This is a genomic window from Methylobacterium pseudosasicola, assembly GCF_900114535.1.
GTDB classification, from domain to species: domain Bacteria; phylum Pseudomonadota; class Alphaproteobacteria; order Rhizobiales; family Beijerinckiaceae; genus Methylobacterium; species Methylobacterium pseudosasicola.
The window spans coordinates 25,184-46,310 of the sequence record NZ_FOTK01000009.1 but is presented as its reverse complement, the minus strand read 5'-3'; the positions used below and the strand labels follow the sequence as shown (position 1 = coordinate 46,310).

Below are 21,127 nucleotides of genomic sequence, written 5' to 3'. Positions count from 1 at the left end.
TGCATTAAAATTCTACGGCGATCGGTGATCGGCTGAAGAAACCATCTTGACACTGGGATGATTTTTGCTTTGGAAACGTGGTGTCACCAACGAAATCTTAGACTGGATCTTCCGTCGTGCCCGAAACGATTCCTGAGAGCAGCACCGAACTCGCCGTGCTGGTCGGCGACGTCGTCGCGGCCTATGTGTCGAACAACCCCGTGCCGCCGACTTCCCTGCCGGCGCTGATCGCCAGCGTGCATGGCGCGCTGGTCAATCTCGGCCGGAAGCTGCCTGTCGAGGCCGAGCCCGTGATCGAGCCGCCGAATGCGGCGCAGATCCGCAAGTCGGTCCAGCAGGACGGCATCATCAGCTTCATCGACGGCCGGTCGTACAAGACGCTGAAGCGCCACCTGACGGCCCACGGCCTCACGCCGGAGCGGTATCGCGAGCGCTACAGCCTGCCGGCCGATTATCCGATGACCGCGCCGGGCTACGCCGCGCAGCGCTCGGCCCTCGCCAAGGCGATCGGCCTCGGCGTTCCCGGTGCCCGCGCCGAAGAGCGCAGGACCGGTACGAACGGCTGATCAGCCGGCAACCGCCTGTCGCGGGCGGAACGGCAGCACGCGCGCGGTCATCCCGGGCCACAAAGCACAGGGCGGCCGCCCGAAGGTGTCGGCCCAGCTCAGGTAGATGATCTGGGCGCCGACGATCTCGGCGACCTCTGTGACCGCCGTATGCGTCTGCGGGCGGCGGTTGTCTGTCCCCGGCCGGCGCACGGCCCGGGGCGCCGATCCTTGGCGCCGGGACGGCTGCCCGTCCGGCAGAGACCGCTTGCGCGGCGACTGAGGATCATTGGGCTTGGCTGAGAACGACACGTCAAAAGTCCCCGTCCGCGTTCGAGGGGTGAGCGGGGACGGACGTTTCGGTCGGCCGTAGATCCGCCGGGGCGCTCGGCCCTCGACAACTGCGGACATTCTACCGGGTGGCCCGAAACGGAACAGACCGAGTCCGTCCAAAAAACTTGTCTCTGTGTCCAGGGCCGTTCCGTGGCGTCCCAGGAAGGGGACAGCGCGTACCAGCCCACCCCTACGAGGCGCGGGCCCCCGGCACCGCGGCCAGGAGGCTGCGCGTGTAGGCGTGCTCCGGCGCGGCGAACAGGTCGGCGGTGCCGCGCATCTCCACGATGGCGCCGCGATGCATCACGGCGATCCGGTCGCAGATCGTGGCCGCCACCCGCAGGTCGTGGGTGATGAACAGCATCGCCAGCGACAGCCGCTGCTTCAGGTCCTCCAGCAGGTCCAGCACCTGGCGCTGGACCGAGACGTCGAGGGCCGAGACCGCCTCGTCGGCCACCAGCACGTCCGGCTCCATGGCGAGCGCCCGGGCGATGCCGATGCGCTGGCGCTGGCCGCCCGAGAAGGCGTTCGGGTAGCGGGCGGCCGCCTTGGGATCGAGGCCGACGAGGTCGAGCAGGCTCCGGGCGCGCTCCCGCGCCTCCGCGGCCGGCACCCCGTGGGCGATCGGGCCCGCGATGATGATCTGCTCGACGGTGCGCCGCGGGTTCAGGGACGCGAACGGGTCCTGGAAGATCATCTGGATGCGGCTGCGCTGCTGCCGCAGTTCGGCGCTCCGGAGGGCGGTGTAGTCCAGGCTGCCGAGCCGGACGGTGCCGCCATCGGGCTCGATCAGCCGAATCGCCAGCCGCGCCGTGGTCGATTTGCCCGAGCCTGATTCGCCGACGAGCCCCAGCGTCTCGCCGCGGCGCACGTCGAAGGCGACATCCTTCACCGCCGCGACCACTCGCGGCTTGCCGAACAGCCCTGCCTTGGTTGCATAGGTCTTGGACAGCCCGATCACCGACAGGGCCACCGGGGCCGCCTGAACGGTGGCGCGAGCCGGCGGGGTCAGGCTCGGCACCGCGGCGAGCAGGGCCTTCGTGTACGGCGCCTGCGGATCGCGCAACACCGCCTCGGCGCTGCCCGATTCCACCAGCCGGCCGCGCTGGAGCACCGCCACCTGGTCGGCGATCTCGGCGACCACGCCGAAATCGTGGGTGATGAACAGGACGCTCATCCCACGCTTGCGCTGCAGGTCGCGGATCAGCCGCAGGATCTGGGCCTGCGTGGTGACATCGAGGGCGGTGGTCGGCTCGTCGGCGACCAGGACCGACGGTTCCAGGGCCAGCGCCATGGCGATCATCGCCCGCTGGCGCTGGCCGCCGGAGAGCTGGTGCGGATAGGCCCGCACCGCCTCCTCGGGATTGGGCAGCCCGACCTCGGTGGCGAGCGCCACGGCCCGGGCGCGCCGTTCGGCCCGGGTGAGCAGGTTATGCGCCTCGAACATCTCGGCGATCTGGTCGCCGATGCGCATCACCGGGTTGAGCGCGGTCATCGGCTCCTGGAACACCATGGCGATGCGCCGGCCGCGCAAGGCGCGCCAGGCCGGCTCGTCGAGGGTGAGGAGGTCCCGTCCCTCGAACAGGATCGAGCCGGCTTCGGGCTTCAGCGCCCGGGGCAGCAGACCGGTGAGCGCGTAGGCGCTCATCGACTTGCCCGAGCCCGATTCCCCGACCACGCAGAGGATCTTGCCGGGCTCCAGGTCGAGGTTCAGGCCCTCGACCGCGTAGGGACGGTCGGCGCCCTTGGGGAGCGCGATCGTCAGATCGCGGATGCGGACGACCGGCTCGCTCATGGTTCAGCTCCTGGCCGCGCGGCGTCGTAAAATGTCCGGGCCGGCCTCGCCGAGATCCCAGAACAGCCCGGCCATGATCGCCAGACCCTCGCGGGTGCTGGAGGCGAGCATGTGCTCGTCCGGCCCGTGCTGGCGGCAGGCCGGGTAGGAATGCGGCACCCAGAGGGTCGGCAGCCCCAGGATCTCCGAGAAGGCGTCGTTCGGCAGCGAGCCGCCGAGATTCGGCAGCAGGGCCGGTTTTTTTCCCGTGCTCGCCTCGATCGATAGAAGCGCCCAGTCCACCCAGGGGTCCTCCACCGGCAGACGCGTCGCCTGGAACACCTCCGCGGCGCGCGCCGGCCGGACCTCGATCATCGGGAAACCATTCGCGTCGAGATGCGCGCGCACGTTCTGGATCAGGTTCTGCCAGTCGGTGCCGACCACGAAGCGCAGCTGCAGGGTCGCCTTGGCGTGGGGCGGCACGGCGTTGAGCGGCCCGTCCGGATCGCCGGTCTTGAAGGCCAGGACCTCCAGGGTGTTCCAGGCGAAGACGCGCTCGGCCGGGGTCAGCCCGGGCTCGCCCCAATCGGCATCGATCGTAGGCGCGGTCGGGTCCTCGCCGACCCGGATGTCCCGGAGTGCGGCGCGCACGCCCTCGGGGATCGGCGGCGGCCGCAGGGCCTCGATCCGGATGCTGCCCCGGGCATCGACCATCGAGGCGATCGCCGAGGCCAGCACGGTGCCGGGGTTGCGCAGCAGGCCGCCCCAATTGCCGGAATGGTGCGGCCCTTCGCGGAGGTTCAAGCTCAGCTCGAAATTGTAGGCCCCGCGCGATCCCAGGAAGAGCGTCGGGCGCTCGGCGCTGAGCCGCGGCCCGTCCGAGGCGATCAGCACGTCGGACCGCAGGGCCTCGCTCTGGGCCCGGCAGAACGGGCGCAGGCCCGGGGAGCCGGCCTCCTCGCCCATCTCGATCAGCAGCTTCACGTTGAAGCCGAGGCGGCCGTCGCGCGCCGCGATCACCTGCTCCAGGGCCGCGAGGTTGAGGACGTGCTGGCCCTTGTTGTCGGCGGTGCCGCGCCCGTACCAGCGGTCGCCCTCGACCACGATCTCCCAGGGGCCGAGCCCTGCGCGCCACTGCTCGGGATAGCCCCGCACCGTGTCGCCGTGGCCGTAGATCAGCACGGTGGGCAGGTCCGGCCCCTCGTGCCGCTCGGCGATCAGGAACGGGCCGTGCACCCCGTCCGGATTGTCGTACTTTTTTGGCGTTTCAAAACCGAGGCGGGTGACGACCGGCGTGATGAAGGCGTCGAGATAGGCGTGGAGGGCCGCTTCCTGGCCGGGGGCCTGGCTCTCGGTCGGGTAGGCGACCGCCTCCCGCAGGAGCGCGAGGAACGCGCCCGCGTCGAAGCTCTCGGTGGCGCGCGCGATGGCGTCGTCTCGCGTCATGGTGTGATCTCGGAGGACAGGAAGGTTGTGACGAGGCTGATCGGGCGCATCCGCATCAGTTGCGCCCCTCGGGGGCGGTGATGTCCCGCAGGCCATCGCCCAGGAGATTGATCGCCAGCACGAGGAAGAGGAGCGCCACGCCCGGGATGGTGATCACCCAGGGCTGGAAGAACATGTACTGCTTGCCCTCGGCGATCATCAGGCCCCAGGACGGCAGCGGCGGCTGCACCCCGAGCCCGAGGAACGACAGGGCGGCCTCCAGCAGGATTGCGTGGGCCATCTCCAGCGTCGCCACCACGATCAGCGCGTTGAGGATGTTGGGCAGGATTTCTTGGCCGATGATGCGCAGGTCCGTCAGGCCGGCGGCCCGCGCCGCGCTGACGAAATCCTGGTTGCGGATCTGCTGGGTGGCGGCCCGGGTCACCACGGCGAAGCGGTCCCAGAGCAAGAAACCCAGCACCAGCACCACGACCTTGAGCGAGCCGCCGACCAGCGACGCCATGGCGAGGGCCACCAGCACCACCGGCATCGCCAGCCGGGTGGTCACGATGTAGCTCACCACCGAATCGACCCAGCCGCCGAAATAGCCGGCGCAGAGGCCGAGCACCGTGCCGATCACCCCGGAGATCAACGCCGCCGAGATCCCGATCAACAGGGAGATCTGGCCGCCGTAGAGTAGGCGGCTGAGATAGTCGCGCCCGAGCTTGTCGGTGCCGAGCACGTGGTCCCAAGTGCCCTTGGCCTGCCAGATCGGCGGGATCAGGCGGCGCGAGACGTCCTGCGCGTAAGGGTCGTGCGGGGCGATCAGCGGGGCGGCGAGGGCGGCCAGCACGATCAGCCCGAGGATGCCGGCCCCGATCAGGAAGCCGCCGTGGTGCAGGCCGCGCCGCAGGGCGAGGCTGGTGGGCGAGCGCACCGGCGCCAGGGCGGCCGGGACCTCGATCGGAACCTCGAGGTTCTGGGGCAGGGCGGGGGCGGCGAGCGCCGCCGTGTCGGGGGGGAGGCTCATGGGCGGCGCATCCTCACGATTGGCGCAGGCGCGGATCGAGGAAGGCGTTCAGCAGGTCGGCTGCGAGCGTCAGGCCGATGTAGATCATCGCCAGAACCAGCACGATCGCCTGGACCACTGGGAAGTCGTTGCGGGCGATCGATTCCCAGGCGAGCTGGCCGAGCCCCTGCAGCGAGAACACCGCCTCGATCACGATCGAGCCGCCGAGCATGAAGCCGAACTGCACCGCCGCCAGGGCGATCACCGGGATCACGGCGTTGCGCAGCGCATGCCGGACCAGGATCTTCCGCGGCGGCAGACCCTTGGCCCGGGCGGTGCGGACGTAGTCGGAGGCCAGCACCTCCAGCATGCCGTTGCGGGTGAGCCGCATCACCGCCGGCATGGCGTAGTAGCCCAGCGCCACCGCGGGCAGGACGAAGTTCTTCCACGTGGCGTTGCCCGAGACCGGCAACCAGCGGAGATTCACGGAAAAAATCAGGATCAGGGTCAGCCCGAACCAGAAGCTCGGCATCGCCTGGCCGAGCACCGAGATCGACAGGGCGAGCCGGTCGATCCAGGTATCGCGCTTGACCGCGGCGATCACCCCCAGCGGCACCGCCACGAACAGGGCCACGCCGAGCGCGATGATTCCGAGATAGAGCGTGATCGGCAGGCGGGCCGCGAGCAGGTCGATCACCCGCTCGCGGAAGTAGAAGGAATGGCCGAAATCGAGGTGCAGCGCCTTCCAGGCCCAGGCGAGGAACTGGGCCAGGAGCGGCTGGTCCAGGCCGTAATCCTTGCGGATCTGCACGATCTGGGGGCCCGTGGCCTCCGGCCCGGCGATGGCCGTGGCGAGGTCCCCCGAGAGGTGGAGCAGCATGAAGCTCGCCACCGAGACCGTGAAGGCCACCGCCAGGGCGACCAGGATACGCCGGAGCGTGAAGGCCAGCACGGTGCCGCCCCCCTTACTTCCAGGACGCCGCGTAGAAGCGCGGCACCTCGTCCGGCTGGGCGGTGAAGTTCAGGTCCGACGTGAAGGCGTAATTGGTCGCGTAGGAGAACATCGGCAGGGCGTAGGCCTGGGCGGCGATCCGCTGGAGCGCCTTGGCGTAGGCGGCCTTGCGCTTCTCCGGGTCCGTGGAGCCGTCGCCCTCCTGCAGGTCGGCGATCACCTGCGGATCCTTGGTCAGGTCCTCCTCGCCGCCGCGGAAATACACCCCGTCGAAGGCCGAGACGTCGTTGACCGAGAACGAGCCCCAGGTCTGGTAGCCGATCGAGATCTTGCCGGCCCGCAGAGAATCCCGGAACGCGGCGTAGCGCAGGTAGTTGAGCCGCACCTTGATGCCGACCGCCCCGAGATAGCCGATCACCGCCTCGGCATAGTCGCGCTCCCGATAGGCGCCGAGATCGATCTCGAACCCGTTCGGATAGCCGGCTTCCTTGAGCAGGGCCTTGGCCTTGGCCGGGTCGTAGGGGTAGCGCATCACCCCCTGGTCGGTGCAGCCGAACTGGTCGACGAAGCAGAGCGCGTTCATCACCCGGGAGGCGCCGCGCACGAGGTTGTCGACCATCGCCTTGCGGTCGATGGCGTAGGAGATCGCCTGCCGGACGCGCACGTCCTTGAGCGGCGAGTTCTCCCTGGCGCGGCTCAGCGTGTCGAACTGCAGGAAGCCGACCCGCATCGTCTCGGAATTGAGCACGGTGACGTTGGGGGCGGCGCGCAGCTGCTCGGCCTGGTCGCTCGGCACCCGCCAGATCCAGTCGACGCCGCCGGTCATCAGCTCGGCCATCCGGCTCTCGCCGTCCGGGATCACCCGGAACTGCAGCTTGCCGATCTTCGGCTTCCCGAGCGGGCTGCCGGCCCAGTACTGGGCAAAGCGCTCCATGGTGACGCCGCGGCCGCTATCGACCTTGGTGATCTTGTACGGGCCGCTGCCGATGGGCGCCTTGGCGAAGCCGTCGAGACCGACTCGTCTGAAATAGGAGGCCGGGAAGATCGGGGTCGGGCCGGCGAGGTATTCGAGCGCCGCCGGGAACGGCGCCTTCAGGTGGATCCGCACACTGTGCGGGCCGGTGACCTCCACCGACTTCATCCAGTCGACGTTCTGGCGGGTGACGGTGCGGGCCTCGGGGGTCAGCACGTAGTTGAACGTGAAGGCGACGTCCTCGGGCCCGAGCGGGTCGCCGTTGTGGAAGGTCACGCCCTCGCGGATCGTCAGGTCGAGGGTGGTGTCGTCGGTCCAGGTCCAGGCGGTGGCCAGCATCGGCTTGTAGGTGCCGTCCGCCGGGTCGCGCCAGAGCAGCGTGTCCCAGCAGTTGCGGGCCAGCACGACCCCCTCGCGGGCGCTGTTGTGATAGGGGCTGACGTTTTCCGGCTCGCTGTCCGAGGCGTAGACCAGGGTGTCGTCGGCCTTGCCGGCGAGTGCCGGGCTCGCCGCGACCAGCGCGGTCAGAGACGCCGCCAAGGAAGCCGCGAAGGTGATCGTCCGTATCGGCATGTCGACTCCGTCTCCGACGGCGCGACGGCGAAGTGTCGGGAGCAAGTCCGCGACTGCCGCCTTTTTCACCCTGCCATGATGTTGTGCATCTGGGATCGCAACAAGTAGAATTTGGCGAGCGCTGCCTTGCCGATTCGGCAACGGAGATGCGGAATAATGACTTTCGAGGCAAGATAATGCAGACGAGCGGGCTGCGCTACTTCCTGGCCGTGGCCCGCACCGGCTCGATCGCGGCGGCCTCGGCTCAGCTCAACGTCGCCGCCTCCGCGATCAGCCGGCAGATCGCCAACCTGGAGGCCGAGCTCGATTGCGTCCTGTTCGAGCGGCGCCCGCGCGGCATGGTGCCGAGCCCGGCGGGCGAATTGTTGGCTCAGCACGCGCATCAGGTGCTGATCCGCTCCGAGCAGGTGGTCACCGAGATTCGCGAGCTGGAAGGCCTCGCCCGGGGCCTGATCCGGGTGGCGAGCTCCGAGGGGTTCGCCCTCGACATAGTGCCGAACGCCGTGGCGTCCTTCCACGCCGCCCATCCCGGCCTCCGCTTCGAGGTGACGGTGCTGCCCCCCGCCCAGGTGACCCAGATGGTGGCGGCGGGCGAGGCCGATCTCGGCATCACCTTCGCGCTGGCACCGACCACCCAGGTGGAGGTGCTGTATGACGGGGAGGTCGACATGCGGGCACTGGCCGCCCCCGACCATCCCCTGGCGCGGGCGAAGCGCGTGCAGCTCTGCGACCTGCCGAACTATCCGGTCGCCCTGCCGACCCGGGACACGACCCTGCGGCAGGTGTTCGACGCGGCCTGCCTGCACGAGGGCATCGTGGTCGAGCCGGTCCTGACCGCCAACAACCTGGCCGCCCTACTGCCGTTCGTGCGCAAGTCCCGCGGTCTCGCGCTGATGTCGGCTCTGTCGGTGCGGACGCCGGTGGACCTGAACGCGCTGGTCAGCCTGCCGATCCGCGCGCAGGCGAGCCTGGCCCGGGGCATCCAGGTTCAGGCCATGCGCGACCGGCGGCTGCCCCGGGCGGTGCGGGGATTTCTGCGCCAGCTCACCGACGCGCTGCCGCCGCCGAAGGGGGCGGGCTGAGCCGATCTTCGGCCGCGTCCTCGCCGCCGCGTAGCAAGGATCGGCGATGAACCAAGCATAGGAACGGTCACGGCCTCGATCTGGCGCAGCAATCTCGTCGCGACGCGGCAGTCCTGCGCCAGGTTCATCGTTTTGCTCGATGTGCGGCACATCCTTGCCGATCCGGATCTATACGGTAATGCTGTCAGCGGGTGTCAGGACAAGTCCATGATTCTTGATGAGCTTGGGCCGCGCATCTGCATCATCGGTCCGTCGAACAGCGGCAAATCCACCCTCGCGGCCGCGATCGGGCGGACCCGAGGCCTGCCGCCGATCCATCTCGACCAGCTTCAGCATCGGCCGAACACCGATTGGGAGCCGCGTCCCGAGGAGGAATTCCGCGCGCTGCACGAGGCGGCGATCCTCGAACCGCGCTGGGTGATGGACGGCAACTACACCCGGTACCTGCCCCAGCGGCTGGAGCGGGCGACGGGCGGCATCCTGCTCGATGTCCCGACGGCGACGAGATTCTTTCGATACCTGCGCCGATGCTGGTTCGAGCGCAATCGGCCCGGTGCGCTCGGAGGCGGCCGGGACAGCGTGAAGTGGGACATGATCCGCTGCATCGTCCTCGCCTCCCCGGCGATCCGCAGACGCAACACGGAGTTATTCGACCGCATCGGCCTGCCGAAGCTCCGGCTGGACACGCCGGGCGCGCTGACCCGCTTCTCCCTAACGGCCGGGCTCGATCGCTGATCGGCGGCACCCCGCCTCAGGCCCCGCCGCGGCCCGATGCGACGGCGCAGCTATGGTCCATCACGTCCTCGGCGCTGGCGCTCGGCGCCCGGTAGGCCAGCAGCAGGAAACCCGGTTCGGGATCGCCCGGCGGCGTCGCCACCGCGGCAAAGCTCGTCCGGTGCAGGTCCGGCCGGGGGCCCGGCAGGGTGCGCAGGGCCGCGAACGGGTTGAAGCGCTCGGCTTCCGCTTCCGGCACCCGCATCGCGTGGAAGCGATCGCCGGCGAGCGGCACCGGGAAGCGGGTCCAGGTCCCGCGGATCTGCCGCGCATGCGCCTTCACGGCGGCCAGCACGCTCGGCTTGATGCAATCGAGGTGGATATGGAGCTGGTCCTGGCTCCGGCCCCGGGCGGAGTTGACCGCGAGACCCACCGCCTCGGGGGGCAGCTTGCCCTTGAGGGCGTCCGAGACGAACGGGCGCGCCGCCAGCGCCGCCCGCCAATAGGCCGCCCCGCGCGGCCCGCGCAGGACCGGAGCTTCGAGTCCGGCCACGGTGTCGGTGGGCATCACCACGATGTGGGTCGGCTCGCCGGGCGCGCGCAGAACCGCCGAGCCGGGGCGGTCTTTGTCGCCGAGATCGACCGAGAGGCACGGAAACGTCCGGTCGGCGATCCGCTTGGCGAGCACGCAGGTCTTCAGCGCGGCCCACAGCACGTCCCGGCTGGGATCCGGCGCCGCCGCGGCCGGCATCGCGAGCGTTACGACGAGGGCGGCGATCAGCGCACGGCGCATGCAAAATCCCGATGCGATCATGCCGGCGGACTGCCCGGCTCGCCACGCTTGCGATAACCGTCTTGGGCCGCGCCGGCAAAGCACCCGGTGCCGCATTGGAAGTCCCGCGATGCCGAATGCGCTCACCCCGGAAATCGCCGCCCGCTTCGCGATGGTCGCCCTCGGCCACGTCGCTCGCGAATATCCCAACAAGCCCGGCCATGTCCTGGCGGGGCCGGAGGATGCCCGCACGCCCGCGGCGCTGCACCCGGTCTTCCATGGCAGCTACGATTGGCATTCCTGCGTCCACGGATATTGGCTGCTGGCACGGGTGCTGCGGTTGTTTCCGGACGGCACGCAGGCGGACGCGATCCGAAAGCAGTTCGACGCGCAGCTAGTGCCCGACAAGGTCGCGGGGGAATGCGCCTATTTCGCCGCTCCGACCGCCCGGGGCTACGAGCGGCCTTACGGCTGGGCCTGGCTCCTGAAACTCGCCGACGCGTTATCCGGCCTGCCCGAAAGCCGCTGGGCCGAGGCCCTGGCGCCGCTCACCGGCATGATCGTGCAGAGAGTTTGCGCGTTCCTGCCGATCGCCCCCTATCCGGTGCGGGTCGGCACCCATTTCAACACCGCCTTCGCCCTGCGGCTGGCGGCCGACTATGCCGAGGGGGCGGGCGACGCGGCCCTGTTCGATCTGCTGCTGCGCACCGCCGAGCGCTGGTACGGGGCCGACACGGATTGCCCCGCCTGGGGCGAGCCCGGGGGCGACGACTTCCTGTCCTCCGCGCTGATCGAGGCCGAGTGCCTGCGCCGCCTCCTGCCGGCGGACAGATTCCGGCCCTGGTTCGACCGGTTCCTGCCGGATCTCGCGGCGGGGCGGCCCGCGACCCTGTTCCGGCCCGCCACCGTGACCGACCGCAGCGACGGCAAGATCGCCCATCTCGATGGGCTGAACCTCAGCCGGGCCTGGTGCTTCCGTTCGCTCGCCGCCGCCCTGGAACCGAACGATCCCCGCCGCCCACCGCTCTCGTCCGCGGCCGAGGCCCATCTGGCGGCGGGTCTCCCGCACGTCACCGGCGACTACATGGGCGAGCACTGGCTCGCGACCTTCGCGGTGCTGGCCCTGGAGGCCTGAGCGCGCGCCGCCGAAGTGGGCACCGGTTCGGCGTAAGCGAGCGCGTTGAACCAAGAACTGCGAGCCGTTCCCGATTGCAACGCGATCTGGAACGGTTCTCAGCGCGCGATTCGCGGTTGCGGCAGGCGCGCTTTTCGGACCGACTCGATTCATACGACCGTCAGGCAGCCCGCACGGTCGCGAGAAAGCGATCGACCTCGGCCGCGAGCTGCTCGGATTGCCGTGAAAGCGCCGTCGCCGCCGTCAGCACATGCTGGGCCGCTGTCGTGGACTGTTCCGAGGCCTTCGCCACCCCAGCAATATTGCCGGTGACTTCCTGCGTCCCCGCACTCGCCTGGGTCACGTTGCGCACGATCTCCTGCGTCGCGACGCCCTGCTGCTCCACCGCCGCCGCGATCGTCGTTGCGACCGTGTTGATCTCACGGATCCGCCCGGTGATCGTGTCGATCGCCCCCACCGCCTCGCCGGTCACACCCTGGATCCGGGCGATCTGGCCGGCGATCTCCTCGGTCGCCTTAGCGGTCTGAGCGGCGAGCTCCTTCACCTCGACTGCCACCACGGCAAAACCCCGCCCCGCTTCGCCGGCCCGGGCCGCCTCGATCGTGGCGTTCAGGGCTAGCAGATTGGTCTGAGCTGCGATCGACGCGATCAGCTGCACCACGTCGCCGATCCGAGCGGCCGCAGCGCTCAACTCGGTGACTAGGGCGGAAGTCTGGTCGGCCTCGCCGACAGCCCGCTCCGCCATATCGGTCGAGCCCTGCACTTGGCGGCCGATCTCCTGGATGGAGCTGCCCAGTTCTTCGGTGGCGACCGCGACCGTGTTGACGTTGGCGGCCGCTTGCTCGGCGGCGGCCGCCACCGTGCCGGATTGGCTGGCTGTCACCTGGGCCGTCGTGGTCAACTGCCGGGCCGTACTCTGCAACTCCGTGGCCGCGGTGCCGACCTGGGCGACGATGCCGGCAACCGCGGCCTCGAAAGCCCCCGCCATCTGCCGCGTGACCGCCCGGCGCTCGTCCTCGGCGCGGCGGCGGCTCTCGGCAGCCTCGGCTTCAAGCACCTTGGTGCGGATCAGATTGTCCTTGAACACCTGCACGGCCCTGGCCATGGCACCGATCTCGTCCTGGCGGTCCTGAGCCGGGACGACGATGGTGGCATCGCCACCTGCGAGAGCGCCCATGGCCCGGGTCATGCCGTGGATCGGCCGCAACACGCGGCGGAAGACGATGAACGTCCCGACGACAGCCAGCACGAGCGAGCCGGCCAGGAAAAGGGCGGTGTGCAGCAAGGCAGCGTGTGCCTCGGCCGCGAGAACACCAGCCCGGTCGATCATGGCGTCGAGGGCCGCGTTCGCGAGAGCGAGGACTTTCGCCGCGTCCGCCATATTGCGTCCGCGCAGATCCTCGAAGGTGACGCCGGGTGGTGTGCCCGCGCTCAAGGCCTCCGTGATGACCTTGCGCCGCGTGGCGGTGTCGCCCTCGAAGTTGCTGGCTTTGGCCGTCTGGAAGGCGACCCGGATCGTCTCCGGCACATCGTCGGTGACCGCATCGACGACGGCGGCCCACGCGGTCAGGAGACGGGCCCGTTCCTCGGCGGCGGCGACGATTTCGGCCTGTGACCAGCTCCCGCCAGCCGCGACTGTGGTTTCCATCCGTCCCCAGGATACGCCAACTGCGATCCGCGTCGCCCAGGCGGCGCGCTTGATGTCGAGGTACTGCCCGAGAGCGGCATCCGCGCGTGGAATGGCAGCATCGACCGCCTTGATGGTTGCCGCGAACGCGTCGAGGAGATTGCCTGAGACAACCAGGAAGGTTTTCTGGATTTCGGCATCGCGTTGCGCCTTCGGGCGTGCAAGCGCGGCGTCGAGCTGCGGACGGAATTCGACGAGCGCCTCCTGCGCGTGCTTCAGAGGCTCAAGTGTTGCCTGCACGGCGGGCACGTCGACTTGGCGGGTCGAAGTCCAGAGCGCGTCCATGCTGTTGAGCCAGATCTGGCGCATCGACGACAGCACGGCTTTGTCCGCGTCGGTGATGGACGTTTCGCCGACAAGGACTTTCATGACGGTGCCTCGCGCGTCCCGAGTCGCGATCACGGAGCGGAGCAGCGCGCTACTGGTTTGGGTGAGGGCTACGGTGCGGACGCTTTCGCGGGCTTTGCGAGACACGTCGAGCAGCGTCGAGATGTCCGAGACGAGCAGCATCAGGCTCATGGCAAACAGAATCACGCAAAAAATTGCGCCGATCGACAGGCGAGACAGTCGTTGCATGTAAAGCGCCCTCTTTTCTGAGGTAAAGTTATTTTATAAAAGATATAACTTTTTTACAAATCTAAGATTATTTACTACAACATATCTCTGCCAATTGGTGAGTTGACAAAACAAAAGACAGCTATGATTCTAGGTTTTGCAGATGCTGCTCCCAAGATCAACGCCTGTTGAACACAGCAGACTCTATTTTTGGTTGCATATTCTCGGGTTGATGATCGTGTTTCAGATCGTTCGTCACCGAAACGAATATCGGTTCGATGGAGGCCGGCGGGTCAAATCAAGGGCTGAGAGCCTGTTCGATCAGTTTTTCCCATCCTGTCTTTCATCCTGACAGGCTATGAATCTTTCAATGTCTGGTCTTTCTGGCCTCAACCAATTCAACAGCGTTACGGGCGCGAGCGAGCCAGTAAGCCGAAAGACGCGCGCATTCGGAGGCGACGGAGCGAAGCGGAGGCCGCATTCGAGGCTGCTGCACAGCACTTTGGAATGCGGGAGATATCGGGATCTCCGTCGGTCCGAACCGTCATGCGATCGGGAACGGCCCTAAGGACGTGCGCGTCCGTTCGTCGGCACGCCGACCCCCCGTCCGCTCCGGCGCTGGGTCGCCTCGTAGAGCACCTGGGCGAGCTGCTCGGCCGAATAGGGCTTGCGCACCAGCATGAATCCGTGGGCGTCGTCGGTGGCCAGGATGTGGCTGTAGCCCGAGGTCAGGACCACCGGCAGGTCCGGGCGGGTGATCTGCAGGTGCCGGGCGAGGGCGACGCCGCCCATCCCGGGCATGACCACGTCCGAGAAGACCGCGTCGAACCGGTCGGGCGTCCGCTCCAGCTCGGTGAGCGCCTCCTCGGCGGATTTCGCCCAGATCGGCGCGTGGCCAAGATCCTCCAGGATCTGGGTGCAGAAGCGCCCGACCCCGAGATTGTCCTCCACGACCAGGATGCACAGGCTCCGCTGCGGCTCCGGCTCGCGCCGGTCGTCCCGGCTGGAATCGGGCGCCTCCGAGGGGGCAGCGACCTGCGGCAGGTACAGGGTGAAGCGGGTGCCGCTTCCCGGGGCGCTCGCCACGTCGATATCGCCGCCCGATTGCTTGGCGAAGCCGATGACCTGGCTGAGCCCGAGGCCGGTGCCCTTGCCGATCTCCTTGGTGGTGAAGAACGGCTCGAAGATCCGGACGAGGTCCGGGGCCGGGATGCCGGCGCCGGTATCGGCCACCACCACCGCCACGAACGGCCCCGGGGCGCCGGCATGGCCGCGGATCGGGGGCATCGGGCTGCCGCTCTCGAGGCGCAGGGTCAGGCTGCCTTCCCCATCCATGGCGTCGCGGGCATTCACCGCCATGTTGATCAGCGCCGTCTCGAACTGGCTCTCATCGGCCCGCACGAAGCAGGCCCCGTCGGGCAGGTCGGTCGCCACCTGGATGCGGGCGCCGGTGACCGAATCAAGCATGTCGGAGATGCTGCGCAGGCGCTCGCAGATGTCGAAGACCTGGGGCTTGAGCGCCTGGCGCCGGGCGAAGGCGAGGAGCTGGCCGGTGAGCTTGGCGGCCCGGTCCACCGTGTCGGAGACGGCATCGAGGTAGCGGCGCTTGCGCTCCTCGGCGAGTTCCGGACGGCGCAGGAACTCCACCGACGAGCGGATGATGGTCAGCAGGTTGTTGAAGTCGTGGGCGACGCCGCCGGTGAGCTGGCCGATCGCCTCCAGCTTCTGCGATTGCCGCAGGGCTTCCTCGGCCTGGCGCTGCTCGGTGATGTCGCGTCCGAAGCCGTAGAACAGGCCATCCTCCGGGACGACGGTCCAGAGCACCCGGCGCCGGTCGCCGTCGCGGGTCAGGCAGGAGAGCTCGACATCCTCGGCCCGCCGGCCCTCGCACAGGGGCTGAAGGGCCGCGAGGGCCGCCTCGCGTTCCGGGGCGGCCACGAAGTCGATGGCTTTCCGGCCCAGGGTCTCCTCCTCGGACCAGCCGAGCGCCCGGCTCCAGGACGGGTTCACAGACTGGACCTGCCCATCCTTGGCCGAGACGAGCTTCAGCACCGGCGACAGGTTCCAGACCCGGTCGCGGTCGCGGGTCTGGGCGGCGACTTGCGCCTCCAGATGGTCCGCCCGCCCCTTGAGCAGCGCCCCGGTGCGCCGGCTCTCCAGCAGGTTCATGAGGGTCCTGGCGAGACCTTCCAGGAGAAAGATCTGCGGCTCGGTCAGGCTGCGCGGCTCCCGGTCGAGGACGCTGAGCGTGCCGATCGCCCAGCCCTCGGAGGTCGCGAGCCGCACGCCGGCGTAGAAGCGCAGGTCCGGCTCGCCGGCGACCGCCCCGCAATCCGGCCGCACCAGCGCCCCCGCCTGGCCCAAGGTCTCGAGGCAGAAGCCGGTCTCGAGGGGCCGGTCCGGTGCCGCGTGGCCGAAGGCAGCCTTGGTCCATTGCCGCTCGGCATCGACGAAGGTGATCCGCGCCATCGCGGTGCCGCAGGACACGGCCGCCAGCCGAGCGATCTCGTCGAAGGCGTGCTCCGGCGCGGTGTCGAGGATGGCGTAGCTGCGCAGAGCCGCGAGGCGCTGGGGATGCTGGCATTCGAAGCCCGACGGGCAGGACATGGTCTCGTTCCGCGACACGGCTGCGTCATAGCCCACGGCACCGACCCCCCCAAGTGAATCATCAGCGGCGGTCTGACGGCTTGTTAAGCCGGACCTCTCTACAACGCCTGGGCGTCGATTCGGGGCCGGGTCGCCCGGTGCAGATCGACGCGCCGCAGGGCCTTCGCCGCCGCAGCCCAATCCTTCACGATGTGCAGTATCGTCGCACGGCGTATCGAAGCGAGTCGCGGCGGGTTGCTCATTCAAGCTTCTTGTGACCGGGGCAGGCGTGGACCTCAGACTCGACGATATCGCCTGGGACACCCAGGGCGATCCGGTTGCGGCGGCCCGTGAGGTCGCGGCCGGCGCGGCGCGTCGGGCCGGACGCCATGATCACGACGGCGGCTTTCCGGCCGAGGATGTGGCGGCGCTGGCCCAACTCGGCCTGCTGGCCGCCCCGGTCCCCCGGCGCGACGGCGGCGCGGGCCTCGGCGAGGAGCCGGACGGGTCGGTCCTGCGCGCGGTGCTGACGCGGATCGGCGCCGGCAGCCTCGCCCTCGGGCGCGTCTACGAGGGTCATGTCAACGCGGTCCAACTCGTCGCCCGCTATGCCAGCGGCGAGGCGCGCAACAACCTGCTCGCTGACGCCACGCAGGGCCACCTGTTCGGCGTCTGGAACACCGAGCCGCCGGGCAACGGCCTCAAGATCGACAGCACCGGCGGCGCCCCGGTCTTGAAGGGCGTGAAGACCTTCGCGTCGGGGGCCGGGTTCGTGACCCGGGCCCTCGTGACCGCGCAGCCCGCTACCGGCGGCTCGCAGATGATCGTCGTCGCCCTGGAGCCCGGCGAGCGGGCGGATCTCTCGGCCTGGCGGGCGCAGGGGATGCGGGCCTCGGCGACGGGAACCGTGGATTTCACCGGGCTGGGCGCCGAACGCTTCACGCCGGTCGGTGCCCCCGACGATTACCAGGCGCAGCCGCATTTCTCGGGGGGCGCCTGGCGCTTCCTCGCGGTCCAGCTCGGCGGCCTGGAGGCTTTGCTCGATGCGTGGCGCGGCCATCTCGTCGCCACCGGCCGCGGCGAGGATCCGCATCAGCTCGCCCGCCTCGGCGAGGGCGTGATCGCCGCCGAGACCGCGCGCCTCTGGGTGTCGCGCGCCGCCGCGATCGTGACCGATGACGGCGATCCGGACGGGATCATCGCCTACGTGAACCTCGCGCGCCTCGCGGTGGAGCGCGCCGGGCTCGACCTGCTTGAATTGGCCCAGCGCTCGGTCGGCCTGCAAGGTTTCCTGCGCGACCACCCGCTGGAGCGCCTCACCCGCGACCTCGCCACCTACCTGCGCCAGCCCGGCCCCGATCGGGCGCTCACGGAGGGCGCCCGCCACGTGCTGCGGGCCCCGCAGGCGAGCGGCGACATCTGGCTCGACGAAGCCTGAACCCCGAGCGGCCGCGGCCGGGATCCGGGAATCAAGCCTTTCGGAATGCGGCATCGCGTCTGTGAATCGGGTGGCTGCGGCCGGGAGCCCTGACGGTCCCCCGGCGTTTCCAGCGTCCGGGACAGGTTCGGATCAGGCATGGCCAAGCGCAGGACGAAGACGGTCGCCCATCAGGAGACCGAGGACGCGCCGCTGATGCCGACCGGCGCGCTGGCAGTGGCGCTGCTGGGCTTGGCCGAGGATGCCGTGCCCCTGGTCCACGTTGCCCGGGATGCACGGCGCCTGGAAGAATTGGCCGCGACGCTCCGAGCCCTGGACCCGGAGGCCCGCGTCGCCGTCTACCCGGAATGGGATTGCCTGCCGCTCGACCATGCCTCGCCGTCGCGGGCCATGATGGGCGCCCGGGCCGCCACGATGCGCTGGCTCACCGACGGGGACGCCCTGCCGGCCTTCGTTCTGACCACGGCCCCAGCGCTGATCCAGCGTGTGCCCCCGCCCGAGACCTGGGCCACGGCCCGGGTGACCCTGCGGGTTGGCGACCCCCTCGACGTCGCCGCCGTGACGGCCGACCTCCAGCGTCTCGGCTACATCCTCGACGAGCGGGTCGACGAGCCGGGCGAGATCGCGGTCCGGGGCCGCACCGTCGAGGTGTTTCCCGCCGCCGCGCCGCGTCCCTGCCGGATCGAGCACGCCGAGGGTCGGGTCACCGCGATCCGCTCCTACGACCCGATCTCGCAGCGCTCCGTCGTCGAGGTCGCGGATCTGGTGATCGACCCGGCCACCGAGATCATCCTGGCGCCGGATTCCGGCCAGAGCTTCGAGCCCTTCACCGGGCAGGAGCATCGGCTCGACCGCTACTATCCGCACCTCGTCACCCTGCTCGATTACGTGCCCGAGGCCCGGCTCGTGGTCGAGGATGGCACAGAGGCCCGGGTCGATGCCTTCTACGAGCAGATGGAGGAAGCCGGAGCCCGGCGGTCACCCCGTGGCGGCCTGCGAAATGGTGGTGACGGTCTCTACCTGACGCCCAAGGTGTGGCGGGACCTCGTGGCGGCGCGCATCCACGCCACCGCCACGGATGCGGCTTCCGAGCCGGTCACGGTCCCGGTCTTCGCCCGGGAGCGCCGGCCGGAAACCGCCTTCGCCAAGGCGATGCGCGAGCGGCTGAAGGCTGGCGACGTGATCGTGCTGGCCGGCTCGCGCCAGCCGCTGCGACGCCTCGTGCGCCAGGCCGGCAAGATCGCCGAGCGCCCGGTCCGGCTGATCGATGGCTGGTCGGATCTCGCCGAGGCGGCGCCGGGCGACATCCTCGCCCTGGAGGCGCCGATCGGGGCCGGCTTCCGGGTCCCGGCCCGGGGGGCGACCCTGTTCGCTGCCGCCGACCTGTTCGGGCCGGACGCTGCGGTGTCCGGCACCGCCCGGGCAATCCTGCCGATGGGCGAGGTCGATCTGCGCCCGGGCGATGTCGCCGTCGACCGCGACCACGGCCTGTGCGTGTTCGAGGGGCTGGAGCCTGTCGAGGCGCCCGGGGGCTTGGCAGACGGGGCGGAGCCTTCCGAGGCCCTGCGGTTGCGCTTTGCCGGCGATACGATCCTGATGGTGCCGGTGACCCAGGCCGACCGGATCTGGCGCTACGGCCCGGAGCCCGACGCGGTCACCCTCGATAAGCTCGACGGCGGCACCTGGGCCCGCCGCCGCCTCCAGGCAGAGGCCACCATGGCCCGGACCGCTCGGGTGATGCTGGACGCCGCCCGCGCCCGCCGGGAGACCGAGGCCCCGGTCCTGGCCCCACCCTCCCGCGAGATGGAGCGGTTCGCCGCCGGCTTCGGCTTCGCCCCGACGCCGGACCAGGCCGCCGCGGTCGATGCCCTGATGGCCGACCTCGCCTCCGGGCGGCCCATGGACCGGCTGGTCTGCGGCGATGTCGGGTTCGGCAAGACCGAGGTCGCGCTACGGGCGCTCGCGGCGACGGTTTTTGCCGGCAAACAGGCTGCCTTGATCGCCCCGACTACGGTCCTGGCCCGCCAGCATGTCGAGACCCTGCGCCGGCGCTTCGGCCGGTTCGGCGTCGAGGTCGCGCAACTCTCTCGGCTGGTCTCGCCGGCCGAGGCCAAGCGGGTGAAGGCCGGGCTGGCCGACGGGTCGATCCAGCTCGTGGTCGGCACGCAGGCGCTGGCCGCGCGCGGCGTGTGCTTCTCCAATCTCGGCCTGACCGTGATCGACGAGGAGCAGCGCTTCGGCGCCAAGATGAAGGCGGATCTGCGCCGCCTGGCCGAAGGTGGGCACGTGCTGACGCTCACCGCCACGCCGATCCCGCGGACCCTCCAGGCGGCTTTGGTCGGCCTCCAGAGCCTCAGCGTGATTGCGACGCCCCCGGTGATGCGCCAGCCGGTCCGGACCGTGGTGGCGCCGTTCGAGGCCGACGCGGTGCGGGAGGCCCTGATCCGCGAGCATCGCCGGGGCGGCCAGAGCTTCGTCGTCTGCCCGCGCATTGAGGACATCGCCCCCATGGCCGAGCGCCTGCGCGCCCTCGTGCCGGGCCTCGACGTGCTGGTGGCGCACGGAGACCTGAAGCCCTCGGCCATGGACGAGGTCATGGTCCGCTTCGCCGATGGCGACGGCGACGTGCTGCTGGCCACCGCCATCGTGGAGAGCGGCCTCGACGTGCCCCGGGCCAACACCATGCTGGTCTGGGAGGCGGCCCGGTTCGGGCTGGCGCAGCTCCACCAGCTGCGCGGCCGGGTCGGCCGGGGCCAGCGCCGCGGGGTCGTTCACCTGCTCAGCGATCCGGCCGCGCCGCCCCCGCCGGCGGCCCTGCAGCGTCTGCGCGCCCTGGAGGCGCTGGACCGGCTCGGCGCCGGCTTCGCGGTCAGCGCCCGCGACCTCGACCTGCGCGGCGCCGGCGACCTCGTCGGCGAGGATCAGGCCGGCCACGCCAAACTGGTCGGGCTCGGCCTCTACCAGCACCTGCTGCAGCTGGCGCTCACCGCCGCCAAGGGCGAACCGGCCGAGGATTGGAGCCCGGAGATCGAGATCGGCCTGCCGAGCCGGATCCCGGCGGATTACGTGCCCGAGCCGGAAATCCGCCTGAGCCTCTACACCCGCCTGCTGCGCCTGCGCGACGGCGAGGCGATCGAGGCCCTGGCCGGGGAGGTCGAGGACCGCTTCGGTACGCCACCGGCCCCGGTCCTGGCCCTGTTCACCCTGGCGCGGCTGCGCGCCGCCTGCTGCGGGCTGGGCGTCGCCCGGCTCAGCGGCGGACCGCAAGGGGTCGCGGCCGATCTCAGGGCCGATCGGCCGCTGCCGGCCATGCAGGCCGAAGACGGGATCGTCCTGCGCCAGGGCCGCGTGGTCTGGCGGCAATCCTGCGCCGATGCGGAGGCCCGCGCCGGCTTGGCGGCCGACCTCCTCGACCGGATCCGGGCCGCTCGGGAGAGTGCCGAATGAGGCAGCTCCAACCCTGGCGAACCGCTATCACGCGCTTGTGAGGGGCGCCGGGGCCGGACCGGTACAATCGTATCAGTGACAGCAGGCCCGCCGCGGCCCATCTGCGGCGAGCCATCCCCCGACCGGA

15 protein-coding genes are annotated in these 21,127 nt (G+C 70.0%); 6 read left to right on the top strand and 9 right to left on the bottom strand.

Annotated elements, in window-relative coordinates:
* Nucleotides 1–116 precede the first annotated feature (116 nt).
* The gene (locus BM228_RS11285) at nucleotides 117–566 is read left to right on the top strand and encodes a Ros/MucR family transcriptional regulator (protein ID WP_092040055.1); all 450 of its coding nucleotides are present in this window, start codon (nucleotides 117–119) and stop codon (nucleotides 564–566) included.
* On the opposite strand, the gene BM228_RS11280 is transcribed toward BM228_RS11285, so the two are convergent.
* From BM228_RS11280 to BM228_RS11255, 6 genes are all read right to left on the bottom strand, one after another.
* Nucleotides 567–857 (bottom strand): hypothetical protein, encoded by a 291-nt coding sequence (locus tag BM228_RS11280; protein ID WP_139234078.1) that lies wholly within the window; start codon nucleotides 855–857, stop codon nucleotides 567–569. It abuts the gene before it with no gap.
* 211 nt (nucleotides 858–1,068) lie between these two features.
* On the bottom strand, nucleotides 1,069–2,673 hold the full coding sequence (locus tag BM228_RS11275; RefSeq protein WP_092040051.1) for an ABC transporter ATP-binding protein: 1,605 nt from the start codon (nucleotides 2,671–2,673) through the stop codon (nucleotides 1,069–1,071).
* Nucleotides 2,674–2,676: 3 nt separating this feature from the next.
* On the bottom strand, nucleotides 2,677–4,098 hold the full coding sequence (locus BM228_RS11270) for a M20 family metallopeptidase (protein WP_092040049.1): 1,422 nt from the start codon (nucleotides 4,096–4,098) through the stop codon (nucleotides 2,677–2,679).
* Nucleotides 4,099–4,153: 55 nt separating this feature from the next.
* On the bottom strand, nucleotides 4,154–5,107 hold the full coding sequence (locus BM228_RS11265; protein ID WP_092040046.1) for an ABC transporter permease: 954 nt from the start codon (nucleotides 5,105–5,107) through the stop codon (nucleotides 4,154–4,156).
* A 13-nt stretch (nucleotides 5,108–5,120) separates the two neighbouring features.
* Complete coding sequence (locus tag BM228_RS11260; protein WP_092040044.1) at nucleotides 5,121–6,038, bottom strand: ABC transporter permease; 918 nt, start codon at nucleotides 6,036–6,038, stop codon at nucleotides 5,121–5,123.
* A gap of 13 nt (nucleotides 6,039–6,051) precedes the next feature.
* Nucleotides 6,052–7,584 carry an ABC transporter substrate-binding protein gene (locus BM228_RS11255; RefSeq protein ID WP_092040041.1) on the bottom strand — a complete coding sequence of 511 codons (1,533 nt, stop codon included), beginning with the start codon at nucleotides 7,582–7,584 and terminating at the stop codon, nucleotides 6,052–6,054.
* Nucleotides 7,585–7,760: 176 nt separating this feature from the next.
* Here BM228_RS11255 and BM228_RS11250 point away from each other — a divergent pair, with 176 nt between their 5' ends.
* Both BM228_RS11250 and BM228_RS11245 read left to right on the top strand, forming a co-directional pair.
* The gene (locus BM228_RS11250) at nucleotides 7,761–8,666 is read left to right on the top strand and encodes a LysR family transcriptional regulator (RefSeq protein WP_092040040.1); all 906 of its coding nucleotides are present in this window, start codon (nucleotides 7,761–7,763) and stop codon (nucleotides 8,664–8,666) included.
* 207 nt (nucleotides 8,667–8,873) lie between these two features.
* Complete coding sequence (locus BM228_RS11245) at nucleotides 8,874–9,401, top strand: P-loop NTPase family protein (RefSeq protein WP_092040037.1); 528 nt, start codon at nucleotides 8,874–8,876, stop codon at nucleotides 9,399–9,401.
* Between the two features lie 16 nt (nucleotides 9,402–9,417).
* On the opposite strand, the gene BM228_RS11240 is transcribed toward BM228_RS11245, so the two are convergent.
* Complete coding sequence (locus BM228_RS11240; protein WP_092040035.1) at nucleotides 9,418–10,173, bottom strand: CDP-diacylglycerol diphosphatase; 756 nt, start codon at nucleotides 10,171–10,173, stop codon at nucleotides 9,418–9,420.
* A gap of 109 nt (nucleotides 10,174–10,282) precedes the next feature.
* On the opposite strand from BM228_RS11240, the gene BM228_RS11235 reads away from it, so the two are divergent.
* Nucleotides 10,283–11,287, top strand: a complete 1,005-nt coding sequence (locus tag BM228_RS11235; protein ID WP_092040032.1) for a DUF2891 domain-containing protein — start codon at nucleotides 10,283–10,285, stop codon at nucleotides 11,285–11,287.
* Between the two features lie 160 nt (nucleotides 11,288–11,447).
* Here the strand turns inward: BM228_RS11235 and BM228_RS11230 are convergent, their stop codons facing one another.
* Entirely contained in the window at nucleotides 11,448–13,550 is a 2,103-nt protein-coding gene (locus BM228_RS11230) for a methyl-accepting chemotaxis protein (protein WP_092040030.1), read from the bottom strand.
* A gap of 543 nt (nucleotides 13,551–14,093) precedes the next feature.
* Nucleotides 14,094–16,136 carry an ATP-binding protein gene (locus tag BM228_RS11225; protein WP_092040335.1) on the bottom strand — a complete coding sequence of 681 codons (2,043 nt, stop codon included), beginning with the start codon at nucleotides 16,134–16,136 and terminating at the stop codon, nucleotides 14,094–14,096.
* A gap of 268 nt (nucleotides 16,137–16,404) precedes the next feature.
* Between BM228_RS11225 and BM228_RS11220 the strand changes: the two genes are divergently transcribed.
* The gene (locus BM228_RS11220; RefSeq protein WP_092040027.1) at nucleotides 16,405–17,553 is read left to right on the top strand and encodes an acyl-CoA dehydrogenase family protein; all 1,149 of its coding nucleotides are present in this window, start codon (nucleotides 16,405–16,407) and stop codon (nucleotides 17,551–17,553) included.
* Between the two features lie 138 nt (nucleotides 17,554–17,691).
* Nucleotides 17,692–21,000, top strand: a complete 3,309-nt coding sequence (locus BM228_RS11215; RefSeq protein ID WP_208612021.1) for a DEAD/DEAH box helicase — start codon at nucleotides 17,692–17,694, stop codon at nucleotides 20,998–21,000.
* Nucleotides 21,001–21,127: the final 127 nt, after the last annotated feature.

Excerpts from the sequence above, each read along its gene's own strand:
- BM228_RS11275 (WP_092040051.1), bottom strand. The coding sequence starts at position 2,673 with ATGAGCGAGCCGGTCGTCCGCATCCGCGATCTGACGATCGCGCTCCCC.
- BM228_RS11270 (WP_092040049.1), bottom strand. The coding sequence starts at position 4,098 with ATGACGCGAGACGACGCCATCGCGCGCGCCACCGAGAGCTTCGACGCG.
- BM228_RS11265 (WP_092040046.1), bottom strand. The coding sequence starts at position 5,107 with ATGAGCCTCCCCCCCGACACGGCGGCGCTCGCCGCCCCCGCCCTGCCC.
- BM228_RS11255 (WP_092040041.1), bottom strand. The coding sequence starts at position 7,584 with ATGCCGATACGGACGATCACCTTCGCGGCTTCCTTGGCGGCGTCTCTG.
- BM228_RS11250 (WP_092040040.1), top strand. The coding sequence starts at position 7,761 with ATGCAGACGAGCGGGCTGCGCTACTTCCTGGCCGTGGCCCGCACCGGC.
- BM228_RS11245 (WP_092040037.1), top strand. The coding sequence starts at position 8,874 with ATGATTCTTGATGAGCTTGGGCCGCGCATCTGCATCATCGGTCCGTCG.
- BM228_RS11240 (WP_092040035.1), bottom strand. The coding sequence starts at position 10,173 with ATGCGCCGTGCGCTGATCGCCGCCCTCGTCGTAACGCTCGCGATGCCG.
- BM228_RS11235 (WP_092040032.1), top strand. The coding sequence starts at position 10,283 with ATGCCGAATGCGCTCACCCCGGAAATCGCCGCCCGCTTCGCGATGGTC.
- BM228_RS11230 (WP_092040030.1), bottom strand. The coding sequence starts at position 13,550 with ATGCAACGACTGTCTCGCCTGTCGATCGGCGCAATTTTTTGCGTGATT.
- BM228_RS11225 (WP_092040335.1), bottom strand. The coding sequence starts at position 16,136 with ATGTCCTGCCCGTCGGGCTTCGAATGCCAGCATCCCCAGCGCCTCGCG.
- BM228_RS11215 (WP_208612021.1), top strand. The coding sequence starts at position 17,692 with ATGGCCAAGCGCAGGACGAAGACGGTCGCCCATCAGGAGACCGAGGAC.